This is a genomic window from Halomonas sp. TA22 (assembly GCF_013009075.1).
Classification (GTDB): domain Bacteria; phylum Pseudomonadota; class Gammaproteobacteria; order Pseudomonadales; family Halomonadaceae; genus TA22.
The window spans coordinates 1,975,239-1,993,800 of record NZ_CP053108.1 but is presented as its reverse complement, the minus strand read 5'-3'; the positions used below and the strand labels follow the sequence as shown (position 1 = coordinate 1,993,800).

Annotated in this window: 17 protein-coding genes; 12 read left to right on the top strand and 5 right to left on the bottom strand. The window is 63.5% G+C overall.

Annotated elements, in window-relative coordinates; genetic code table 11:
* Positions 1-58 precede the first annotated feature (58 nt).
* Positions 59-961 carry a TIGR01777 family oxidoreductase gene (locus HJD22_RS09300; protein WP_208655724.1) on the top strand — a complete coding sequence of 301 codons (903 nt, stop codon included), beginning with the start codon at positions 59-61 and terminating at the stop codon, positions 959-961.
* A gap of 5 nt (positions 962-966) precedes the next feature.
* On the opposite strand, the gene rapA is transcribed toward HJD22_RS09300, so the two are convergent.
* Positions 967-3,912, bottom strand: coding sequence for an RNA polymerase-associated protein RapA (gene rapA / locus HJD22_RS09295; RefSeq protein ID WP_208655725.1), 2,946 nt, complete (start codon positions 3,910-3,912; stop codon positions 967-969).
* Positions 3,913-4,128: 216 nt separating this feature from the next.
* Here rapA and HJD22_RS09290 point away from each other — a divergent pair, with 216 nt between their 5' ends.
* Together HJD22_RS09290 and HJD22_RS09285 are read left to right on the top strand one after the other, a co-directional pair.
* A complete protein-coding gene (locus tag HJD22_RS09290; RefSeq protein ID WP_208655726.1) occupies positions 4,129-5,466 on the top strand; it encodes a deoxyguanosinetriphosphate triphosphohydrolase in 1,338 nt (445 codons plus the stop codon).
* 155 nt (positions 5,467-5,621) lie between these two features.
* On the top strand, positions 5,622-6,419 hold the full coding sequence (locus HJD22_RS09285; protein ID WP_208655727.1) for a ribonuclease I: 798 nt from the start codon (positions 5,622-5,624) through the stop codon (positions 6,417-6,419).
* 30 nt (positions 6,420-6,449) lie between these two features.
* Here the strand turns inward: HJD22_RS09285 and HJD22_RS09280 are convergent, their stop codons facing one another.
* A complete protein-coding gene (locus HJD22_RS09280; RefSeq protein WP_208655728.1) occupies positions 6,450-7,328 on the bottom strand; it encodes a nuclease-related domain-containing protein in 879 nt (292 codons plus the stop codon).
* Positions 7,329-7,434: 106 nt separating this feature from the next.
* On the opposite strand from HJD22_RS09280, the gene HJD22_RS09275 reads away from it, so the two are divergent.
* Positions 7,435-8,295 (top strand): NAD-dependent protein deacetylase, encoded by an 861-nt coding sequence (locus HJD22_RS09275; RefSeq protein WP_208655729.1) that lies wholly within the window; start codon positions 7,435-7,437, stop codon positions 8,293-8,295.
* Here the strand turns inward: HJD22_RS09275 and HJD22_RS09270 are convergent.
* The 3 genes from HJD22_RS09270 to HJD22_RS09260 all read right to left on the bottom strand — a co-directional run bounded on the left by HJD22_RS09270 (position 8,292) and on the right by HJD22_RS09260 (position 9,853).
* Positions 8,292-8,708 (bottom strand): YbaY family lipoprotein, encoded by a 417-nt coding sequence (locus tag HJD22_RS09270; RefSeq protein ID WP_208655730.1) that lies wholly within the window; start codon positions 8,706-8,708, stop codon positions 8,292-8,294. The genes HJD22_RS09275 and HJD22_RS09270 overlap by 4 nt on opposite strands.
* Before the next feature lie 12 nt (positions 8,709-8,720).
* Positions 8,721-9,095, bottom strand: a complete 375-nt coding sequence (locus tag HJD22_RS09265) for a translation initiation factor Sui1 (protein WP_208655731.1) — start codon at positions 9,093-9,095, stop codon at positions 8,721-8,723.
* Positions 9,096-9,175: 80 nt separating this feature from the next.
* Positions 9,176-9,853, bottom strand: coding sequence for an HAD family phosphatase (locus HJD22_RS09260; protein ID WP_208655732.1), 678 nt, complete (start codon positions 9,851-9,853; stop codon positions 9,176-9,178).
* A gap of 251 nt (positions 9,854-10,104) precedes the next feature.
* Between HJD22_RS09260 and HJD22_RS09255 the strand changes: the two genes are divergently transcribed.
* The 8 genes from HJD22_RS09255 to HJD22_RS09220 all read left to right on the top strand — a co-directional run bounded on the left by HJD22_RS09255 (position 10,105) and on the right by HJD22_RS09220 (position 18,503).
* Positions 10,105-10,845 carry a GntR family transcriptional regulator gene (locus tag HJD22_RS09255; protein WP_208655733.1) on the top strand — a complete coding sequence of 247 codons (741 nt, stop codon included), beginning with the start codon at positions 10,105-10,107 and terminating at the stop codon, positions 10,843-10,845.
* Positions 10,846-10,902: 57 nt separating this feature from the next.
* Positions 10,903-11,865 (top strand): C4-dicarboxylate TRAP transporter substrate-binding protein, encoded by a 963-nt coding sequence (locus tag HJD22_RS09250; RefSeq protein ID WP_208655734.1) that lies wholly within the window; start codon positions 10,903-10,905, stop codon positions 11,863-11,865.
* A 92-nt stretch (positions 11,866-11,957) separates the two neighbouring features.
* Entirely contained in the window at positions 11,958-12,449 is a 492-nt protein-coding gene (locus HJD22_RS09245) for a TRAP transporter small permease (RefSeq protein WP_208655735.1), read from the top strand.
* The gene (locus HJD22_RS09240) at positions 12,446-13,735 is read left to right on the top strand and encodes a TRAP transporter large permease (protein ID WP_208655736.1); all 1,290 of its coding nucleotides are present in this window, start codon (positions 12,446-12,448) and stop codon (positions 13,733-13,735) included. The genes HJD22_RS09245 and HJD22_RS09240 overlap by 4 nt, the downstream gene beginning before the upstream one ends.
* A 39-nt stretch (positions 13,736-13,774) precedes the next feature.
* Positions 13,775-15,196 (top strand): glucuronate isomerase, encoded by a 1,422-nt coding sequence (uxaC, locus tag HJD22_RS09235; protein ID WP_208655737.1) that lies wholly within the window; start codon positions 13,775-13,777, stop codon positions 15,194-15,196.
* Positions 15,197-15,235: 39 nt separating this feature from the next.
* Positions 15,236-16,447, top strand: a complete 1,212-nt coding sequence (gene manD / locus HJD22_RS09230; RefSeq protein WP_208655738.1) for a D-mannonate dehydratase ManD — start codon at positions 15,236-15,238, stop codon at positions 16,445-16,447.
* Positions 16,448-16,459: 12 nt separating this feature from the next.
* On the top strand, positions 16,460-17,482 hold the full coding sequence (locus HJD22_RS09225) for a Zn-dependent oxidoreductase (RefSeq protein ID WP_208655739.1): 1,023 nt from the start codon (positions 16,460-16,462) through the stop codon (positions 17,480-17,482).
* Between the two features lie 55 nt (positions 17,483-17,537).
* Positions 17,538-18,503, top strand: a complete 966-nt coding sequence (locus tag HJD22_RS09220; protein WP_208655740.1) for a TRAP transporter substrate-binding protein — start codon at positions 17,538-17,540, stop codon at positions 18,501-18,503.
* Positions 18,504-18,562: the final 59 nt, after the last annotated feature.

Genomic DNA, 18,562 nt, shown 5'->3' with positions numbered 1-18,562 from the left:
AACTGACAGTGGCGTATAATACTTGTATAATTTTACGCGGGTCAGGTAAGGAGGCGTGATGCGAATTCTCGTGACCGGAGGAAGCGGCTTCGTGGGTCAGCGGCTCTGCGAGCGTCTCCATCAGGCGGGTCATGAGCTGTTGGTGGTATCGCGCCGTCCCGAGAAGGCTCGTTCTCGCTTGCCCCAAGGCACAAGGGTACACACTGCGGTGATGGATTTTGCCGACAGCTGGCCCCAGGCCATCATCAACCTGGCCGGTGAATCAATTGCCGCCAAGCGCTGGAGCGAGGCGCAGAAGCGGCGCCTGGTCGAGTCGCGCCTCGGCATTACCAGTGAACTGGTCAGGCTCTGCCAGCGTCTTCATGGACAAGGGGCCGCGCCCGCCGTGCTGATCTCCGGCTCCGCCATGGGCTACTATGGCGACCAGGGAGAGCGGGAGGTCTGCGAAGCGACACCCCCCCATGATGAGTTCGCCCATCGCCTCTGTGCACGCTGGGAGGCAGTGGCACAGGAGGCGTCCGAGCAGGGCGTGCGCGTGGCGCTGCTGCGTACCGGCCTGGTGCTCGACCAGGGCGGTGGTAGCCTGGCCAAGATGTTGCCGCCTTTCAAGCTGGGATTGGGAGGACGCTTCGGCGACGGCCGCCAGTTCATGCCGTGGATTCACCGCGAGGATCTGGTGCGAGCCATCGAATTCCTGCTCGAGCGTGACGATCTTTCAGGCCCCTTCAATGGCTCGGCCCCCCACCCGGTACGCAATGCGGAGTTCACTCATTGCCTGGCGCACCATCTGCATCGTCCGACACCCTTCCCGGTACCGGCCGCCCTGCTCAAGGCGGCACTCGGCGAGATGTCGCAGCTGTTGCTGAGCGGGGCCGACATGCGCCCCGCGCGCCTCGAGCAGGCGGGCTTCACCTTCCGTTACCCGACCTTGGACGAGGCGCTGGAGGCGATCCTCGCTTAGCCCTGTCAGCGGCTGTCGTTATCCACCGTCACGATCACGCGTACCGCATCGAGGCGCAGTCGCGCCCCTTCGATCGCCTTGTCGAGTGCGTCTCGCTCCTCTCGCAGGGCGGTCAGCTCCTCTTCACGTACCGCCGGGTTGTGGCGCGACAAGGCTTGCAGGCGGACCAGCTCGCTATCCAGGGTGGCGCGCATGCGGGCCTGGGCCGCCTCGACGATGCTCGACAGCTCACGCTCGGCCTCCCCCTCGCCGCTGATCAGTAGCTCGCGCAGCTGGTCGTGACGGCTCTTGATCAGGTCCCGGGCGACCGCCTTCTTGACCTTCTGCAGGTTCTTGGCAAGCCCGGTGAAGGAAACCTTGGCAGTGAGGTTGGCACCCGACTCGTCGAGCAGCACCCGCACCGCGGTCGCCGGCAGGAAGCGGTTGACGTGCAGCCGCTTGGGCGCCGGACATTGGGTACGGAAGATCAACTCGGCCATCAGCCGGCCGGCGGGAATTGCCGGATGCCTGAGCAAGGCCAAGGCCGTATTGCCCATCTGGCCGTCAAGGATGCGCCCCATCATCTCGCGCAGTAACGGGTGCTCCCATGAGAGCCGCTGCACGTCGTCGCGTGCCAGCGCACGGGAGCGCGAGAAGGTGGCGGAGAAGCCATCCTCGCCCTTCACCAGACCCGGCAGGCCATCGAGCATCTGCTGGCTGGGCTGCAGATGCAGGATATCGCCTCCCAACTCCTGGCTATCGACACCAAAGATGTCGAACGCCTGGTCGACATAGCGCGGCAGTGCCGGATCGTCGTCTAGCTCACGGATCGCCTTGGCCACGGCGGCGGCACGCTGTGGGCGGCAGGCGCCCCACTCCAGCAGGCGATTGCGGCCGGCATCGTGCTCGGCCAGGCGTGCCTCGAACAGGGTGCGCGTCTCGCCGATGATCTCCTGCAGGCTCTCCTCGTCGAGCAGTGCATCGGCCAGCGCATCGCCGAAGGCGATGAACAAATCGCTGCCAACGCCATGCGGTGCGCTGAAGGCGTCCATGCCGTCGCGGTACCAGCGCAGCAGCCGCTCGCTGGGACTCGCCTCGAATACTGGCACGTAGAGCTCGATGGCATGCTGCTGGCCGATACGGTCGAGGCGTCCGATACGCTGCTCGAGCTGGTCGGGGTGCAGCGGCAGATCGAACATCACCAGATGGCGGCAGAACTGGAAGTTGCGACCCTCCGAGCCGATCTCCGAGCAGATCAGCACCTGGCTGCCCTCCTCGTCGTCGGCGAAGTCCGCCGCGGCGCGGTCGCGCTCGACCAGTGCCAGCCCCTCATGGAACACCGGCGCATGGATGCCGCCAAGCACCTGCAGCGCCCGGGAGAGATCGACGGCGGTATCACGGGAGTGGGCAATCACCAGTACCTTGTCGCGGCCGACCCCGGTCAGCAGCTCCATAAGCCAGGTGACGCGGGGGTCGATCTGCCACCACGGCTCCGCGTTGAGCGGATCGTGGGGCAGGGCGCGGTACATGGCATCCAGATAGAGCACCACCTCAGGGTGGTCGAGACCGGTCTCGATCAGCAGCTCATCGAGATAGTCCTCATCACGCTCCAGGCGTTTCAGCACTCGCCGGTAAGCCGAGGGGGGAGCCAGGGTCTCGACATGCAGGTGACGCTCGGGGAAGCCACCCACATGGCGCCGACTGTTGCGGAACATCACCCGGCCGGTACCGTGGCGGTCGAGCAACTGCTCGCGCAACTGGGCGCTGGCTGCCCGGCGCTGCGCCTCGTCGCTTTCCGGATTGGTGAGCGTGGCCAGCAGGGCCTGGCTGTCGGGCTCGTCGATCACCGCCCCGATGCGGTCGCGATCCGCTGCCGTGCCCGGCACCGCGTCGCTGAGCCGCTGCAGGGCATCGATGGCCTCGACGACCTGGCCGTAGCCCTGCTCCTCGGTCTTGAACTGCTCGAGTGCCTGATAACGGTCAGGATCGAGCAGGCGCAACCGGGAGAAGTGGCTCTCGACCCCCATCTGTTCCGGGGTCGCGGTGAGCAGCAGCACGCCTGGAGTGGTGGCCGACAGGCGCTCGATGCAGGCGTAGCCGGGGCTGCTTGCGTCGGGCGACCACTCGAGATGGTGCGCCTCGTCGACGATCAGCAGGTCCCAGTCGCACGCCTCGGCCTGGGCCTGACGGTGGGGATTGGCGAACAGCCACTGCTGGCTGGCCAGGATCAACTGAGCGGACTCGAAGGGGTTGCGGTCGAGGTGCGCAAGGCTCTGGTGCTCGTCGAGCAAGCGCACTTCGAGGGCGAAGCGCCGCAGCAGTTCCACCAGCCATTGATGTGTGAGGCTGTCGGGCACCAGGATCAGCGCGCGCTCGGCGCGCCCGGTCAGCAGCAGGCGGTGCAGGATCAGGCCCGCCTCGATGGTCTTGCCAAGTCCCACCTCGTCGGCCAGCAGCACGCGTGGGGCGTGGCGGCTCGACACCTCGTCGGCGATGTAGAGCTGATGGGGGATCAGGTCGATCTTGGGACCGGCGAGACCGAGTGCCGGGTTCTGTTCGATACGGTTGTGATGATGGAGGGTGCGAAAACGCAGGTCGAACCAGTCGTTGCGATCGACCTGGCCGGTCAATAGCCGGTCGCGGGCCTGGTCGAACTGCATGCTGTCGGCAAGGCCCGCTTCGGGCAACTCGCGCAACTGTCCCTGTTCGTCCTCGCCGATATAGACGATCAGGCCATCGATCTCCTTGCTGTCGTCGACGATCATCTGCCAGCCTTCGGCGGACTGGACACGGTCGCCGCTACCGAAGGCGACACGGGTCAGCGGCGCCTGGCGCACGCTGTAGGTTCGGGTTTCCTGGCTGGCACTGAACAGGACGGTAACGCTTCGGACATCGCAGCTCAGGATGGTGCCCAGGCCCAGTTCGGCTTCGCCATCGCTGATCCAGCGCTGTCCAGGGGAAAATTCGCTCATGCTACCTCGACGGTTTCAACGACAATGCGGCGCACTTGGCCGGCCCCTGATCGGGTCGGCTCAGGCAAGGCGCGGTATGGTACCGGAAAGTCCTGGTTTGCTTAAGGTGACAGTACAGAAATGTCTGCGTTCCTGCCTTCGTCTCCGAGCCGCCGCTGCGGGCATGGCATTCATACCGGGAGCGGTGCCAGAATGGGAGTCTCAAGGAGATAAGCCATGACGCAAATGCACTGGGAGCGACTGCTCGACCCGACGCGGCTCAACGACAAGCCCCGCACCGCCCGCGATGAGATCGGTCGCAGTCCCTTCCACAAGGATCATGATCGGATCGTCTTCGCCGGCTCGTTCCGGCGCCTGGGGCGCAAGACGCAGGTACACCCCCTAACCGACAACGATCATATCCACACCCGCCTGACCCACTCGCTGGAGGTAGGGTGCGTCGGCCGCTCGCTGGGCATGATCGTCGGTGAAAAGTTGCGTCACCGTCTGCCGGAGTGGATCACCCCGGCGGATCTTGGCGTGATCGTGCAGGCGGCCTGTCTGGGCCACGATATCGGCAATCCCCCCTTCGGGCATGCCGGCGAGTACGCGATCCGCGACTGGTTCAAGCGGGCCGAGAGCGAAGGCAGCGGCTTGCTCGACGGTCTCTCCGACGCCGAGCGCGCCGATCTGCTGACCTACGAAGGCAATGCCCAGGGCTTTCGCATCGTCACCCAGATCGAGTACAACCAGTTTCGTGGTGGCATGCGCCTGACAGGGGCCACCCTTGGCACCATGCTCAAGTACCCCTGGACGGTGGAGCATGGCGGTAGCGCCGGCAAGTTCGGCAGCTACCAGTCGGAGAAGCATCTGCTCACCGAGGTCGCCGAGCGCTTGGGACTCAAGCCGCGCGCGCCAGGGGCGTGGAGCCGTCATCCGATGGCCTGGTTGGTCGAGGCGGCCGACGATATCTGCTATGCCCTGCTGGATCTCGAGGATGGGCTCGAGATGGGCATCCTGCGTTTCGACGAGGTGGCCGAGATATTGAGCCAGATCGCCGGCGGCATGCCGCCGGAGTATGCAGGCATGCAGCGCGACGGCGTCTCCCAGCGGCGGCGTATCGCGGCACTGCGTGGCGCGGCGATGGAGCGGGCGGTGAGCGAGGTCGGCGCGGTCTTCGTGCAGCACGAAAGCGCGCTGCTCGACGGTACCTTGAAACACGATCTGCTCGAGCTGTGTCACCCGGATCTCGATTGGGGCGTCAAGGCGGCCAAGCAGCTGGCGCGGGAGCGCATCTTCCAGAACGAGCGCAAGGCCAAGTTGGAGATCGGCGCCTATACCACCCTGGGCATCCTGCTCGAGGCGTTCATCGGCGCCGCCCATGAACTGCACCACAGTGGCGAATTGAACTACAAGCACCAGCGTGTGCTGGCGCTGATCGGTGAGAATACGCCTCGCCCTTCATGGCCCCTCTACGACAGCTATCGGCGCATGCTCGACTTCATCGGCGGCATGACCGACCACTTCGCCGTCGACCTGGCCCAGGAGATGGGCGGGCGACTGAAGGGCGATTGAAGGCCGATGCGCCGCCCACTCTCCGGGATGCCCAGGCTTCGAAAAGTGTTGAAACTGATCAAGTTCATGGTGCGGTGATCCGGGAGGGGGGGCGAGCGGCGCGGATTATCAGTCCAACTCCCGCTTTCGGCAAGATGGCAAGCGAGGATTTTCTCATGCGAGATGGTGCAGTGCATGGCGTAGCGAAACGTTGGCGCCGGCGTGGCCTGGCGGCCATGTGGATGGTGCTGCTGGCCCTTGTCGCACCAGCGGCTTCCGCTCTGCAGGGCAAGGGCTTTGAGCATTACACCCTGGCGCTGACCTGGCATGCCGGTTTCTGCGAGACGCACTCGCAGCCGCCTCAGGAGTGTCGCGACGCAGCGCTTGGCGACGCGCACCGAGGGTTCGTGCTGCATGGGCTATGGCCGTCGCTACCCGAACATCTCGCTGCGCGTGGTGTCGACCGTCCCCAGTGGTGGAAGGAGGGGTGCTTTCTCGAACAGCCAAGAGTCGAGGGGAGCTTCTGCCGTACGCGCGCCCCCTTCGATTTTCCCGGTGAACTGAGCGAGGCTCTGGACGAGGCGATGCCGGGGCGGGCTAGCTGTCTGGATCGTTATCAGTACGCCAAGCACGCCGCCTGCCTGGCGCTGCCCGAAGCGGACTACTTCTCCACTTCGATCGTGCTGCTCGAGCGTGTCAACGAGAGTGCCTTCGGCACCTTCGTGGCGCTCAATCAGGGTGGAGAGGTGGCGCGTAACGAGCTGATCGCAGCCTTCGAGGCGGCGTTCGGCGAAGGCACCGGCAGGGCGCTGCGTCTAGAGTGTCGAGGGCGAGGGAATCGAGTGCTCACCGAAGTGCGTATCGGTATCGATGCTCAGCGCCTCTCGGCATTCCCCGCCGCCGACAGCCTGGTCGAGCAGGGCCGCGGACGCTGCCATTCCCGGGTGCGTATCGCCACACGCCTGGGAAAATAGGGCAAGGGGATGGCGCGGGAGCCGAGCGGCTTATTTGCGAGCACGCCGGTTCAAGGCATGAATCACGCGGTCATGAAGGGCACCGTCGAAATGACCAAGTGGCGTGGTCGCTAGCTGCGCGGCCAGCTTGTCGCCCTTGACCACCAGCGGATCCCCTGACGCCTGCTGATTGTCCACCTCCCAGCCGGGGAGCGCCAGCACGCCGCGCACGGGCACCTCGCTGCCGCACTCCCGTGCCAGCCAGTGGCGCAGCCACCTGGCCGCCTGGAGCGTCTTGATCAACGGCTCACGCTCGCTCCAGCCCGGGAAACGCAGGCGCTGCTGCTCCACCATCACCTGGTTGAGCTCCTGGCCACTGGCATCGAAGGGGCGGGTACGCGGGCACATCTCGATCACGAATACGCCATGCGGGGTAACGGCGATATGATCGATGGTGAAGGTATCGGCGGGAATGTCATGGAAGATGCAGTAGGGGTGCGCTTCGGGCCGGACCAGGCGCTCCAGCTCCTGACCGATGGCCAGTTCGCAGGCAAGGGTGAGCTTGAGCCTGCGAATGCGCTGAAAGTCGCGTATCAGCAGGAAGCAGAATACCAGCATCAGCGCGGTGCTCAGCAGCCCGTAGAGCGCCCATTCTATCCAGTCCTGCCAGCTGGCGAAGAGCATTCTGCCCATGCCATAGACGAGCGGGGCGAGCGTGACGATGGGCCCCAGCGCTCCATTGAGGAACAGACTGGCAAAGGCGCGGTCAAGAGAGTCGCGTTGGGCCTGGCCGGGTTCGCGTAGTGGCTGGGCGTCGAAGGGCGAGCGTACCCGGGCATCGTGAAGGTTGCGCAGGGCCACTACGATGACTGCCGTTGCCCCAAGAGGAAACAGGAAGATCAGTGGCAGAAGGTATTCCAGCCAGGCCATCGAGAAGTGTCCTTGCCTGATGCAGTGTTAAGTGTTGATTCTAACCAACATTGGCGCCTTCGAGCCATGAGTGTATCACTACGACCCTATCCATAAGCAGCTTTCCATGACCCAGGCTCTCTCTCGTTCCAACGCAGCGCCCGACGACGTCTCACGACTGTCGCAATTCATCGCACGCCACCCACGCCTGGCGGTGCTCACCGGGGCCGGTGTCAGTACCGAGAGCGGTATCCCCGACTATCGTGATGACGCCGGCGAGTGGAAGCGTCCGCCGCCCATGGATCATCGTGTCTTCATGGCAAGCCCCGCGGCGCGCCAGCGCTACTGGGCGAGAGCGCTGATCGGCTTTCGGGCGCTCGTCGAGGCGCGTCCGGGGCCGGCGCACCGTGCCCTGGCGCGCCTCGAGCAGCTGGGGCGCGTGACGACGCTGATCACGCAGAATGTCGATGGCCTGCATCAGCAGGCGGGCTCCCGGCGGGTCATCGACCTGCATGGGCGTGCCGAGATCGTTCGCTGCATGAGCTGCGATGCGCGGCGCATGCGCTACGATCTGCATCTCGAGCTCGAAGCGGAGAATCCGCAATGGCGCGACCTGTCGGCGGCGGTCGGACCCGATGGCGATGCCGAACTGGAGGCGGACTTCTCGACGTTTTGCGTACCGCCCTGCCGCCGCTGCAGGCAGGGCGTGTGGAAACCGGATGTGGTGTTCTTTGGTGACAGCGTGCCAGCGGCGCGGGTCATGGCCGCTCGCGAGGCGCTGGCAAGCGCCGATGCGCTGCTGGTGGTAGGGTCGTCGCTGATGGTCTATTCGGGGTACCGCTTCGCCCGGGAGGCCGCCGCTCGAGGACAGCCGATCGCTTGCCTCAACCTGGGGCGCACCCGCGCCGATGGGCTCTACCAGCTCAAGGTCGAGTGCCCCATCGGCCCGACGCTCGAGGCGCTGGCCGATGGGCTGAGTGCCGGCTAGGGAAGGCGGGGCTCGAGCGGTATCTCGAAGATACGCGAGCTGGTCGCCTGTGCGCCGGTCAGCGTGACCGGCTCGCGATTGACGTGGGTGATGCGTCCTTCATCCCGCAACTCGGCACGCAGGAGGTACTCGCTCGATGACGCCAGTGCCCGGACGTCGTAGCGCAGTACGACCTCGATCGGTCCGCTGCCGATGCGGCTGTAGCGACTCTCGGCGATGGTCTGGCGCTGGCCGTTCGTCGGGCCTTCGAGGCTCACCCTGAGTTCGGCATCGCTGCCGATCTCCAGAGGAGCGCTGGGCACCACTCGCGCATGCAGCTCCTCCAGTTCCGGACGGCCGGCACAGGCGCTCAGCGCAAGCAACAACACTCCGGCCAGCGTGGCGAAGGTCAATCGTCTATCGAGTCGTCTCATGGTGTGCTCCTGTCAGCCACCGGCCAGTTTGACGGTGTAGCCGCGATTGGCGAGATCCGTCTTGAGCGTCTCCCGATGGTCGCCCTGAATTTCGATCACCCCCTCCTTGACGGCGCCTCCGGTACCGCAGCGCTTCTTGAGCTCCTTGGCCAGCGCCTTGAGCTCGGCGTTCGGCAGGGCAATCCCCTCGATGGTCGTCACTCCCTTGCCCTTGCGGCCGCTGATTTCACGACGAATGCGTACGATGCCGTCCAGCGCTGCCAAACGCTGCTGCTCGGCCTGCTCGGCACATTGGCAGCCATCGATGGGTTGGCGGCACGCGGGACAGGTCTGGCCATGTTCGGTGGAGTAGACGAGGCCACGAAGCTGGTCGTGCAGTGAGGCCATGGGGAGCTCCTGATTACCGGTAAATCACGCCGCCATGATACCCAGTAAGTGAGGCGCACGTCATCGCACTCGCCATCGGCTCAGTTGGCCAGCGCTTCGCCCAGTACCATGTGGCCGACAACGGTGGGTAGCTGATACATGTTGCTGATGGTGATGGCGCCCTCCGGCGTCTCCTCGACATCGGGAAAGCGGTTGAGATGGATCACCGTCATGCCCGCCGCGAGGGCCGCCTTGACACCGACCAGGGCGTCATCGATGGCCACGCACTCACTGGGGTGATAGCCCATCGCACGGGCGGCATAAAGATAGAGGCGGGGGTCGGGCTTCCAGCAGTTGGCGGTATAGCCGCTGAACAGGTTGTCACCGAAATCGTCGAGCAGTCCGGTGACGGACAGGCCGGTACGGATCTTCTTTTCGGGACCGTTGGAGACGACGCCACGAGGATAATGGACCAAGGCATCGAGCGCTTCTCGCACGCCGGGTAGGGGCTGCAGTTCGCTCTCCAAGCGTTGGGCCAGCTTCTGGCGCATCTCCTGCTCATGCACCTTGAGCAGCGCCTCGTCGATGGAGCCGTGGCGGCGTTGTAGCTCAGCAACGATATGCTTGAATCGCGCCCCGCGAAATTCTCCCATGTAATCGCTAGGCGAGAAGGGCAGGCCAACCTCATTCAGGCTCACCGCCATTTCGGCAGCAAGCAAGGGTTCGCTGTCGACCAGGGTGCCGTCGCAGTCGAAGAGTAGGCAGCGCGGTATGGCCATCGCCAAACCTCGTGTTCATGTCAGGGTTTATGATCTCAGTGTTACAGATATCGGCCAGCCTCGCCCATTATTGAACACCATTTCCCAATTCTTTGAACACTGTTCGTTAACTTCCAGACATCGCTCGAACACATTTTTCTTGTAGACCAAGGTCTTATATGCAATGGCTGTCACTTACGTCGCCATACTACCATACTAGTCATATCAGGTCGGCGCGACCGCGCCGCCTTAATAACGCAGCGAGGAGCGTCATGAACACCACCCTGCAAGCGCTATGGCAGGAGACACCTGACGAAGGGTCGGTGCGCCAGCGGCTCCATCAAGTGCTACGGCAGTCGATCATTCATATGGTGCTGGCACCAGGGCAAGCGCTCTCCGAAAAGGAGGTCGCCGATACCTTCGCGGTCAGCCGGCAGCCGGTGCGTGAGGCGTTCATTCGTCTTTCCGAAGCGGGGCTGGTGGAGGTGCGCCCTCAACGCGGCACCTATGTGGTGAAGATCTCCCATCAAGCGGTGCTCGAAGCGCGCTTCGTGCGCGAGGCGATCGAGGTGGCAGTGGCAAGAGAAGCTGCCTCGCGGGGGATATCCGCGCAAGTGGTAAACGAACTTTACGAGCTAGTCGAACGTCAGCGCCGCTGCATCGACCCGCACGATTATGATCGCTTCTTTCTGCTGGACGAGACGTTCCATAGAACGCTGTCGTTGGGCGTAGCGCAGCAGACTGCCTGGAAGGTCACCGAGGAGGTCAAGGCACAGCTGGATCGAGTGCGCTACCTGAGCATTCCTGACAGTACGCCGATCGGCAAGTTGATCGATCAGCATGAAAAAATCGTGGAGTGCGTGGCGCGACGCGATGAAGGTGCCGCCGAAGAGATCATGCGTATTCATCAGCGGGAGATATTGCAATCGCTGCCCAATTTGATGAACCGCTTTCCGGAGATGTTCGAGATCCCCGCTGCCATGGCAGCGCACAAGATAGAAAAAGTCGTTTGATGCAAGGAAACATGGCTCCTTTCCAATAACACAAGAGATACGCCAGGAGATATCGAGATGAAAACAAGACTGATCCTACCGGCCATTGCCTTGGCGCTAGCAAGCAGTGTTGCCAGCGCCAATTACCGGTTAAATCTCTCCTCGGCGCTTAGCTCGCAGGACCCCATCGTCCAGGCAATGGAGAGAGCCAGCCAAGCGATAGAAGAGCGCTCGGAGGGCGAATTGATGGTCAATGTCTTTCCCAACAGTCAACTCGGTTCCGATGAGGATGTGGTAGAGCAGATCCGTAGTGGTGCCAATATTGCGATCCTGATCGATGCTGGCCGGTTATCCGAATACCAGACGGAGCTAGGGATCCTCAGCGCCCCTTACCTGGTGGAAGAGCATACCGACTATGCTCGGATCACCTCATCCGACCTCTACCACCAGTGGGTCGATAGCCTGGCCGACAATAGTGGCCTGCGACTTTTAAACTACAACTGGTTCCAGGGCTCGCGGCAGATGTTGACCAACCGCCCGGTCGAAACGCCCGAGGATCTGCGCGGCATACGCGTGCGCACCATCAACTCCCCGGTATGGCTCAGGACCATCGAGGCGATGGGCGCCACACCCGCGCCGCTGCCTTGGTCGGAAGTCTATCCGGCGTTGCAGCTGGGCTCGATCGATGGGGCCGAGGCGCAATTGACGGCGGCCGAAGGACAGAACCTGCATGAGGTCATCAGCCATATCGCCTTGACCCGGCACATCCACTTGATGACAGGCATCGCCACCTCGGATCGCTGGTACCAGTCGCTGCCGGAAGAGTTGCGCACCATTCTCGACGAAGAGCTGCAGAAGGCTGGCGACGAGGCTAGCCAGGCCACTGCGGATGCGCAGGATGCAGTGCGTGAAAGGATGGAGGAGGCGGGCGTGACCTTCACCGACGTCGATATCGAACTGTTCCGGGAACGCGTTGCCGGCGTCTACGAGTCGCTGGGATATGACGAATACCGGGAACAGCTGCTCTCCACTGACGACTAGCACCAAGCAGCCTGCCGTTATGCGGTAGGCAGCTTGCTCGATAGTGCGTGCTTTCCTTCAGTCAGACGAACCGGTGGTTCGAGGATCCCCTTATGTGGCATTGGTACGATCGATTCGAGGAGGGACTTGCCATCCTGCTGCTTGGTTGCACCTCACTCACCATGCTGACTAGCTCGACGATGCGTGCAATAGGGCAGCCCTTCGCCGGTGGTGCTGAACTGGCCCAGTTCCTGTTCATCTGGACGGCAGTATTGGGCGCGGACATCACGCTACGCCGCGGTGGGCAAGTCCGTATCGATGCCCTGATCGTGCGCGTGCCGTTGACGCTTCAGCGCATCGTCACGAGCCTTTGTCTATTGATGATGCTGGCTTTCTTGTCACTGCTTGTGTGGCACGGCCTGCCGTTGGCGCTCTCCAACTGGCAGCGCCCGATGGGAGTGGCCGGGCTGAGTTATGGCTATATCACGCTAGCGTTGCCGGTGGGCGCGGCGTTGATGATCGTCTCTCTGCTGCGTCGTGTCGCCAGCAAGGGGATCATCCGCAGTCTGGTCTCGGATGACGAGATTGTGGAGAAGACGCTATGACGGCTGCGCTGTTGCTTGGCCTGGGCCTTTTGCTGATGGCCATCGGCATGCCTGTCGCCTTTGCGATCGGCATTGCTGGCTTTACCTACTTTTTCCTCCCCGAGACATTCCTGCCTGTCAATATCGGCCCGCAGCGCATCGTCTCCGCGACGCAGTCGTTCCCACTGTTGGCGGTGCCGCTATTCATTTTCATTGGCCACCTGATGAATGCCAGTGGTATCACGCCTCGCCTGATGCGCCTTTCTACACTGCTGGCCGGCTGGATGAGCGGTGGCCTGGCCCAGGCCAGCCTGGTACTGAGCACCTTGATGGGGGGAGTGTCCGGCTCGGCGGTGGCGGATGCCGCCATGCAGTCACGCGTGCTGGGGCAGGGCATGATCAAGCAGGGCTACAGCCCGGGGTTCACCGGTGCCGTGCTCTCCATCGGCGGCCTCATCACCGCCACCATTCCCCCGAGCATTGGATTGATTCTCTATGGCTACCTCGGCGAGGTCTCCATCGGGCGGCTCTTCATCGCCGGCGTGGTGCCTGGCGTGCTGCTGATGGTGGCCTTGATGATCACCACCTATTTCGTGGCCAGACGGCGTGGTTATGCCCCGGTGCAGGAGGGGCTTCCTTCTGGGCGCGAGGTGCTCAAGGCCGCTCGCAGCAGCGTATGGGCACTGCTGTTCCCGGTATGGCTGCTGGTGGGCATTCGCTATGGCCTTTTCACGCCCTCGGAAGCTGGTGCCTTCGCGGTCGCCTATGCACTGGTAGTGGGCTGCCTGATCCATCGCGAGATGGGGGTGAAGGAGATCCTCGAGGCGATGCACGCCAGCGTGCGCGATATCGGCATGATCATGTTGATCATCATGTTCTCGGGGATCATCGGGTATGTGGTCTCCTTCGAGCGAGTGCCGCAGACGATCGCCGAACTCACCCTTGGCGTGTTTTCCAGCCAGGCGACCTTGTTGCTGACACTTGCCGTCCTGCTCGTTCTGCTCGGCATGCTGCTGGAGGCGACCGTGGTAGTGATGCTCCTCACGCCGATCCTGGTACCCGTCATCAAGGCCGCGGGCATCGATCCGGTGCACTTTGGCCTTTTGATGATGACGTTGGTGACCTTTGGGGGCATGACACCCCCGGTGGGCATCTCGATGTACACCGTGTGCGGCATCCTGCGCTGCTCCTTCATCGACTACAGCCGGGAGTTGCTGCCGTTTGCCCTGGCGGTCTTCATGGTGGTGCTCGGCATCATCTTCTTCCCCGACATCGTGCTGTTCCTACCCAATCTGCTGATGGGTTGAGCATCGCATCAACACGTCTCGACAACGACGGAGCGCGTCATGACCTTCAACGACAAGATCGATTTCATGGGGCCGGACTTTCTGCTCGAAAACGATGCCGCCCGTCGGCTCTACCATGAGCATGCCGCCGACATGCCGATCTGCGATTACCACTCGCACCTGAGCCCGACCGAGATCGCCGACAACCTGCAGTTCGACAACCTTACCGAACTGTGGCTCAAGGGCGACCATTACAAGTGGCGGGCAATGCGCTGCGCGGGTATCGACGAGCGGCGCATCACCGGTGATGTGGGAGATCGCGAACGCTTCCAGGCCTGGGCCGAGACGGTGCCGGACTGCCTCGGCAACCCGCTCTACCACTGGACGCACATGGAGCTGCGCCACCCGCTGGGTATCGAGAACACGCTGCTCTCGCCCGCCACGGCCGAGGAGATTTGGTCGGCTTCCCGTGAACGCCTGGCCACGCCGCAACTGCGTGCCCAGGGTATTCTCGAGCGCTTCAATGTGCGCACGGTATGCACCACCGACGACCCGATCGACACTCTCGACGAGCATCGCCGCCATGCCCAGAGCGGTGCCGGTCCCACCCTGCTGCCGGCGTTTCGTGCCGATGCCGTGCTCAAGATCGGAGAGCCCGGTTTCGACGGTTATCTCGGTGAGCTGGAGGCGGCGAGTGGGGTATCGATACGGCGTTTCGATGATCTGCTCGCAGCGCTTCATCAACGCCTCGACTTTTTCGCCGAGAACGGTTGCTGCCTGTCGGACCATAGTCTGGAGAAACCGGTCTTCGTGACGCCACCTGCAACGGCCGTGCTCGATCTTATTCTCGACCGCCGTCGCCAGGGGAAAGCGCTGACGGCCGAGGAGAGTGCCGGTTTCACCACGGCCGTGCTGCTCTGGCTGGGTCGCGAATATGCCAGGCGTGGCTGGGTCATGCAGCTTCACCTAGGGGCGTTGCGCAGCCTCAGCCAGCGCAGGCTTGCCGAGATCGGCCCCAACGCCGGCTTCGATGCGATTGGCGATGTCACCTACGCCGAACCACTGGCGGCCATCTTCGATGCCCTTGATCGTGACCGGGCGCTACCGCGTACCGTGGTCTACAACCTCAATCCCCGCGACAACGAGATGCTGGCAAGCCTGGTCGGGTCGTTTCAGGGCGATGGCATCCCCGGCAAGATGCAGTTCGGCGCCGCCTGGTGGTTCAACGACCAGCGCGATGGCATGGAGCGCCAACTCACCACCCAGATGCAGTTCGGCCTGCTGCGTCACTTCGTCGGCATGCTCACCGATTCGCGCAGCCTGCTGTCGTTCTCTCGCCATGACTACTTCCGTCGCATCTTCTGCCAGATGCTCGGCGAGATGATGCAGCGCGGTGAGCTGCCGAACGATCCTGACCGTATCGGCCACCTGGTGCGCGCGGTCTGCTACGACAACGTGCAGCGCTATCTCTTCGAGCGATAAGCCGTGCTTCCACCTCTTTTTCACCGCGACGGAACAGCCATGAAAATCAGTGATGCCTATCTCATCGTCACTTCACCGGGGCGCAACTTTGTGACCCTCAAGATCGTCACCGAGTCAGGCACCTACGGGATCGGCGATGCCACCCTCAACGGTCGCGAAATGGCGGTGGTGGCCTACCTCGAGGAGCATGTGATCCCCGCGCTGATCGGGCGCGACGCCAGTCGTATCGAGGATATCTGGCACTATCTGTATCGCGGCGCCTACTGGCGGCGCGGCCCGGTGACCATGACCGCCATCGCGGCGGTCGACCTGGCGCTGTGGGATATCAAGGCCAAGGCGGCGGACATGCCCCTCTATCAGCTGCTGGGCGGCAAGAGCCGCGAACGGGTGATGACCTATGCCCACTGCACCGGGCGCGATATCGAGGGCTGCCTGGAGGAGGTCGACAAGCACCTCAAGCTTGGCTATCGCGCGGTCCGGGTTCAGTCCGGCATTCCCGGCATCGCCACCACCTATGGTGTCGCCAAGCGTGAGGGCGAGCGCTACGAGCCGGCGGACTCCGACTTGCCCGCCGAACATGTCTGGGACAGCGTCAAATACCTCAACCATGCCCCCAAGCTGTTCGCCGCGGTGCGCGAGCGTTTCGGCGACGATATCCATGTGCTGCACGATGTCCACCATCGCCTGACGCCCATCGAGGCGGCACGGCTGGGCAAGGAGGTCGAACCCTACCGCCTGTTCTGGCTGGAGGATTGCGTCCCGGCGGAGAACCAGGAAGGGCTGCAGCTGGTCCGGCAGCACACCACCACGCCGCTGGCCATCGGCGAGGTATTCAATTCGATTCACGACTATCGCGAGCTGCTCGAGAACCAGTGGATCGACTACGTTCGCACGCCGCTCTCCCACGGTGGGGGCATCACCCACCTGCGCCGCATTGCCGACCTGGCGGCGCTCTATCACGTGCGCACCGGCTTCCACGGTGCCACCGACCTGTCGCCGGTGTGCCTGGGGGCAGCGATCCACTTCGATAGCTGGGTACCCAACTTCGGCATTCAGGAGCACATGCCCCACGAGGCGATCACCGACGAGGTGTTTCCTCACGACTACCATTTCGAGGAAGGGCATTTCATCGTCGGCGAGACGCCGGGGCATGGGGTCGATATCGATGAGTCCCTGGCCAAGCAGTATCCCTACAAACGCGCCAGCCTGCCGGTCAATCGACTGGAAGATGGCACGCTCTGGCACTGGTAACGAGGTGAACCGATGAAAGCCTTTCAGGTAAGTGCACCGCTGGACTACACCATTGCCAATGTCGACGCTCCCCAGGCCGCCCCCGGCGAGGTGCTGGTGCGAGTCGCCTATGCCGGCATCTGCGGCTCGGACATGCATATCATCCATGGGGACAACGCCTTCGTGCGCTTTCCCCGCATCACCGGGCATGAGTTTGCCGGCACGATCGAGGCGCTCGGCGAGGGGGTCGAGGGACTCGCCATCGGCGACCGGGTCTGCATCGATCCGGTGGTGAGCTGCGGTAGCTGCTACCCCTGTCGTATCGGCCGTCCCAATGTCTGCACCTCGCTTCAGGTGATTGGTGTGCACCGCAACGGCGGCTTCGAGGAGCGGGTCAACGTGCCTGCCACCAATGCCCACCGTCTGCCTGAGCATGTGGGCCTGGACGCGGCGGCGCTGGTCGAGCCCTACAGCATCGCCGCCAATGTGCTGGAGCGCATGCAGCCGATCGCCAGCGACCGGCTGCTGATCTTCGGTGCCGGTGTGATCGGCCTGACCATTCTGCAGATGGCCCGCGCTCAGGGGATAGAGGAGATCATCATCAGCGACGTGATCGACGAGCGCCTGGCCACGGCCCGCGAGCTGGGGGCAATCCGCACCCTGAACGGACGTGACGAAGATGTCGAGGCGGCCCTGCACGAGCTGACCGGTGGTGAAGGGATCCCGCTGATCGCCGATGCCGCCTGCGTGCCGGCGCTGCTGCCGCAGATGCTGCGTATCGCCTCGCCGGCCGGGCGCATCGGACTGCTCGGCTTCAACCCGACGCCAAGCGATCTGGTTCAGCTGGAGGTGATCAAGAAGGAGCTGACCCTGGTGGGGTCGCGCCTGAACAACCGCAAGTTTCCCGAAGTGATCGAGCTGATGGCCTCGGGGCGTCTCGATCCGCTGGCGCTGGTCAGCCACCGCCTGCCGTTCGACGAGATGCCCGATGCCATCGACATGCTCGATCACCATCCCGAAAGGGCTCGCAAGGTGCTGATCGACATCGGCGCCTGAGCCAACACGATGCACGCATCGCCGACACACAACAGCAAAGTCAGGAGATAACGTCATGATCAAACGATTCGTCACCGGTGCCATCCTGGGCGCCACGCTGCTCGGGGGCCAGGCGCTGGCCGCCGATGTCACGCTGCGCTTTGGCCATCTTGCCAATGAGCAGAACATTTGGCACCAGGCCGCCGAACGCTTCCAGGAGCAGGTCGAGGAGAACTCCGAGGGTCGCATCGAAGTGCAGCTCTTTCCCAATGAGCAGCTCGGCAACGAGATGGATGTGATCAACAGCATCCAGCTCGGCACGGCGGACATGACCATCACCGGCGAGAGCCTGCAGAACTGGGCACCCAAGGCAGCAATGATGGCGGTGCCCTATGCCTTCCGCGACTCCGACCACCTGCGCCAGGCGGTGGAGGGCGAGATCGGCGAGGAGATCGAGGCGCAGATCACCGAGCGTGCCAACCTGGTGCCGATCGCCTGGTTCGAGCGCGGCCCGCGCGAGCTGACCTCCAACCGGCCGATCCGACACCCCGATGATCTCGATGGGCTTCGCCTGCGTGTGCCAAACGTACCGCTGTTCGTCGACACCTGGGAAGCGCTGGGCGCCCGGCCCACGCCGATGGCCTTCAGCGAAGTCTTCACCGCGCTGCAGCAGAACACCATCCAGGGCCAGGAGAATCCGCTGAGCCTGATCGAGAGCGCGAGCTTCAACGAGGTACAGGACTACGTGAACCTCACCGGTCATGTGCGCAGCTGGATCTATGTGGTGATCGGCCGCAACCAGATGGAGAGCATGCCCGAGGAGCTGCAGCAGGTCGTTCGCGAGGCGGCTCGGGAGATGCAGGAGTATCAGGCTGAGCTGTTCGAGGAGGATCAGCAGCGGCTGGAGGAGGCACTTCAGGCGCGCGGCATGGAGTTCGTCGAGGTCGACACCGATGCCTTCGCCGAGAAGGCGCGACCAGCAGTGCTCGAGGCATTGAATGAAGAGCAGCGCGCGCTGTTCGACGCCATTCAGGACCTGTAACCCCTCCCGGCGGGTGCGGCCAACCGCACCCGCTCCCACATGCCGGGGAGGCCACGCTC

What these genes read in the sequence shown, in the direction of transcription:
- HJD22_RS09300 (WP_208655724.1), top strand. Translation starts at nt 59, where the DNA reads ATGCGAATTCTCGTGACCGGAGGAAGCGGCTTCGTGGGTCAGCGGCTC.
- rapA (WP_208655725.1), bottom strand. Translation starts at nt 3,912, where the DNA reads ATGAGCGAATTTTCCCCTGGACAGCGCTGGATCAGCGATGGCGAAGCC.
- HJD22_RS09290 (WP_208655726.1), top strand. Translation starts at nt 4,129, where the DNA reads ATGACGCAAATGCACTGGGAGCGACTGCTCGACCCGACGCGGCTCAAC.
- HJD22_RS09285 (WP_208655727.1), top strand. Translation starts at nt 5,622, where the DNA reads ATGCGAGATGGTGCAGTGCATGGCGTAGCGAAACGTTGGCGCCGGCGT.
- HJD22_RS09280 (WP_208655728.1), bottom strand. Translation starts at nt 7,328, where the DNA reads ATGGCCTGGCTGGAATACCTTCTGCCACTGATCTTCCTGTTTCCTCTT.
- HJD22_RS09275 (WP_208655729.1), top strand. Translation starts at nt 7,435, where the DNA reads ATGACCCAGGCTCTCTCTCGTTCCAACGCAGCGCCCGACGACGTCTCA.
- HJD22_RS09270 (WP_208655730.1), bottom strand. Translation starts at nt 8,708, where the DNA reads ATGAGACGACTCGATAGACGATTGACCTTCGCCACGCTGGCCGGAGTG.
- HJD22_RS09265 (WP_208655731.1), bottom strand. Translation starts at nt 9,095, where the DNA reads ATGGCCTCACTGCACGACCAGCTTCGTGGCCTCGTCTACTCCACCGAA.
- HJD22_RS09260 (WP_208655732.1), bottom strand. Translation starts at nt 9,853, where the DNA reads ATGGCCATACCGCGCTGCCTACTCTTCGACTGCGACGGCACCCTGGTC.
- HJD22_RS09255 (WP_208655733.1), top strand. Translation starts at nt 10,105, where the DNA reads ATGAACACCACCCTGCAAGCGCTATGGCAGGAGACACCTGACGAAGGG.
- HJD22_RS09250 (WP_208655734.1), top strand. Translation starts at nt 10,903, where the DNA reads ATGAAAACAAGACTGATCCTACCGGCCATTGCCTTGGCGCTAGCAAGC.
- HJD22_RS09245 (WP_208655735.1), top strand. Translation starts at nt 11,958, where the DNA reads ATGTGGCATTGGTACGATCGATTCGAGGAGGGACTTGCCATCCTGCTG.
- HJD22_RS09240 (WP_208655736.1), top strand. Translation starts at nt 12,446, where the DNA reads ATGACGGCTGCGCTGTTGCTTGGCCTGGGCCTTTTGCTGATGGCCATC.
- uxaC (WP_208655737.1), top strand. Translation starts at nt 13,775, where the DNA reads ATGACCTTCAACGACAAGATCGATTTCATGGGGCCGGACTTTCTGCTC.
- manD (WP_208655738.1), top strand. Translation starts at nt 15,236, where the DNA reads ATGAAAATCAGTGATGCCTATCTCATCGTCACTTCACCGGGGCGCAAC.
- HJD22_RS09225 (WP_208655739.1), top strand. Translation starts at nt 16,460, where the DNA reads ATGAAAGCCTTTCAGGTAAGTGCACCGCTGGACTACACCATTGCCAAT.
- HJD22_RS09220 (WP_208655740.1), top strand. Translation starts at nt 17,538, where the DNA reads ATGATCAAACGATTCGTCACCGGTGCCATCCTGGGCGCCACGCTGCTC.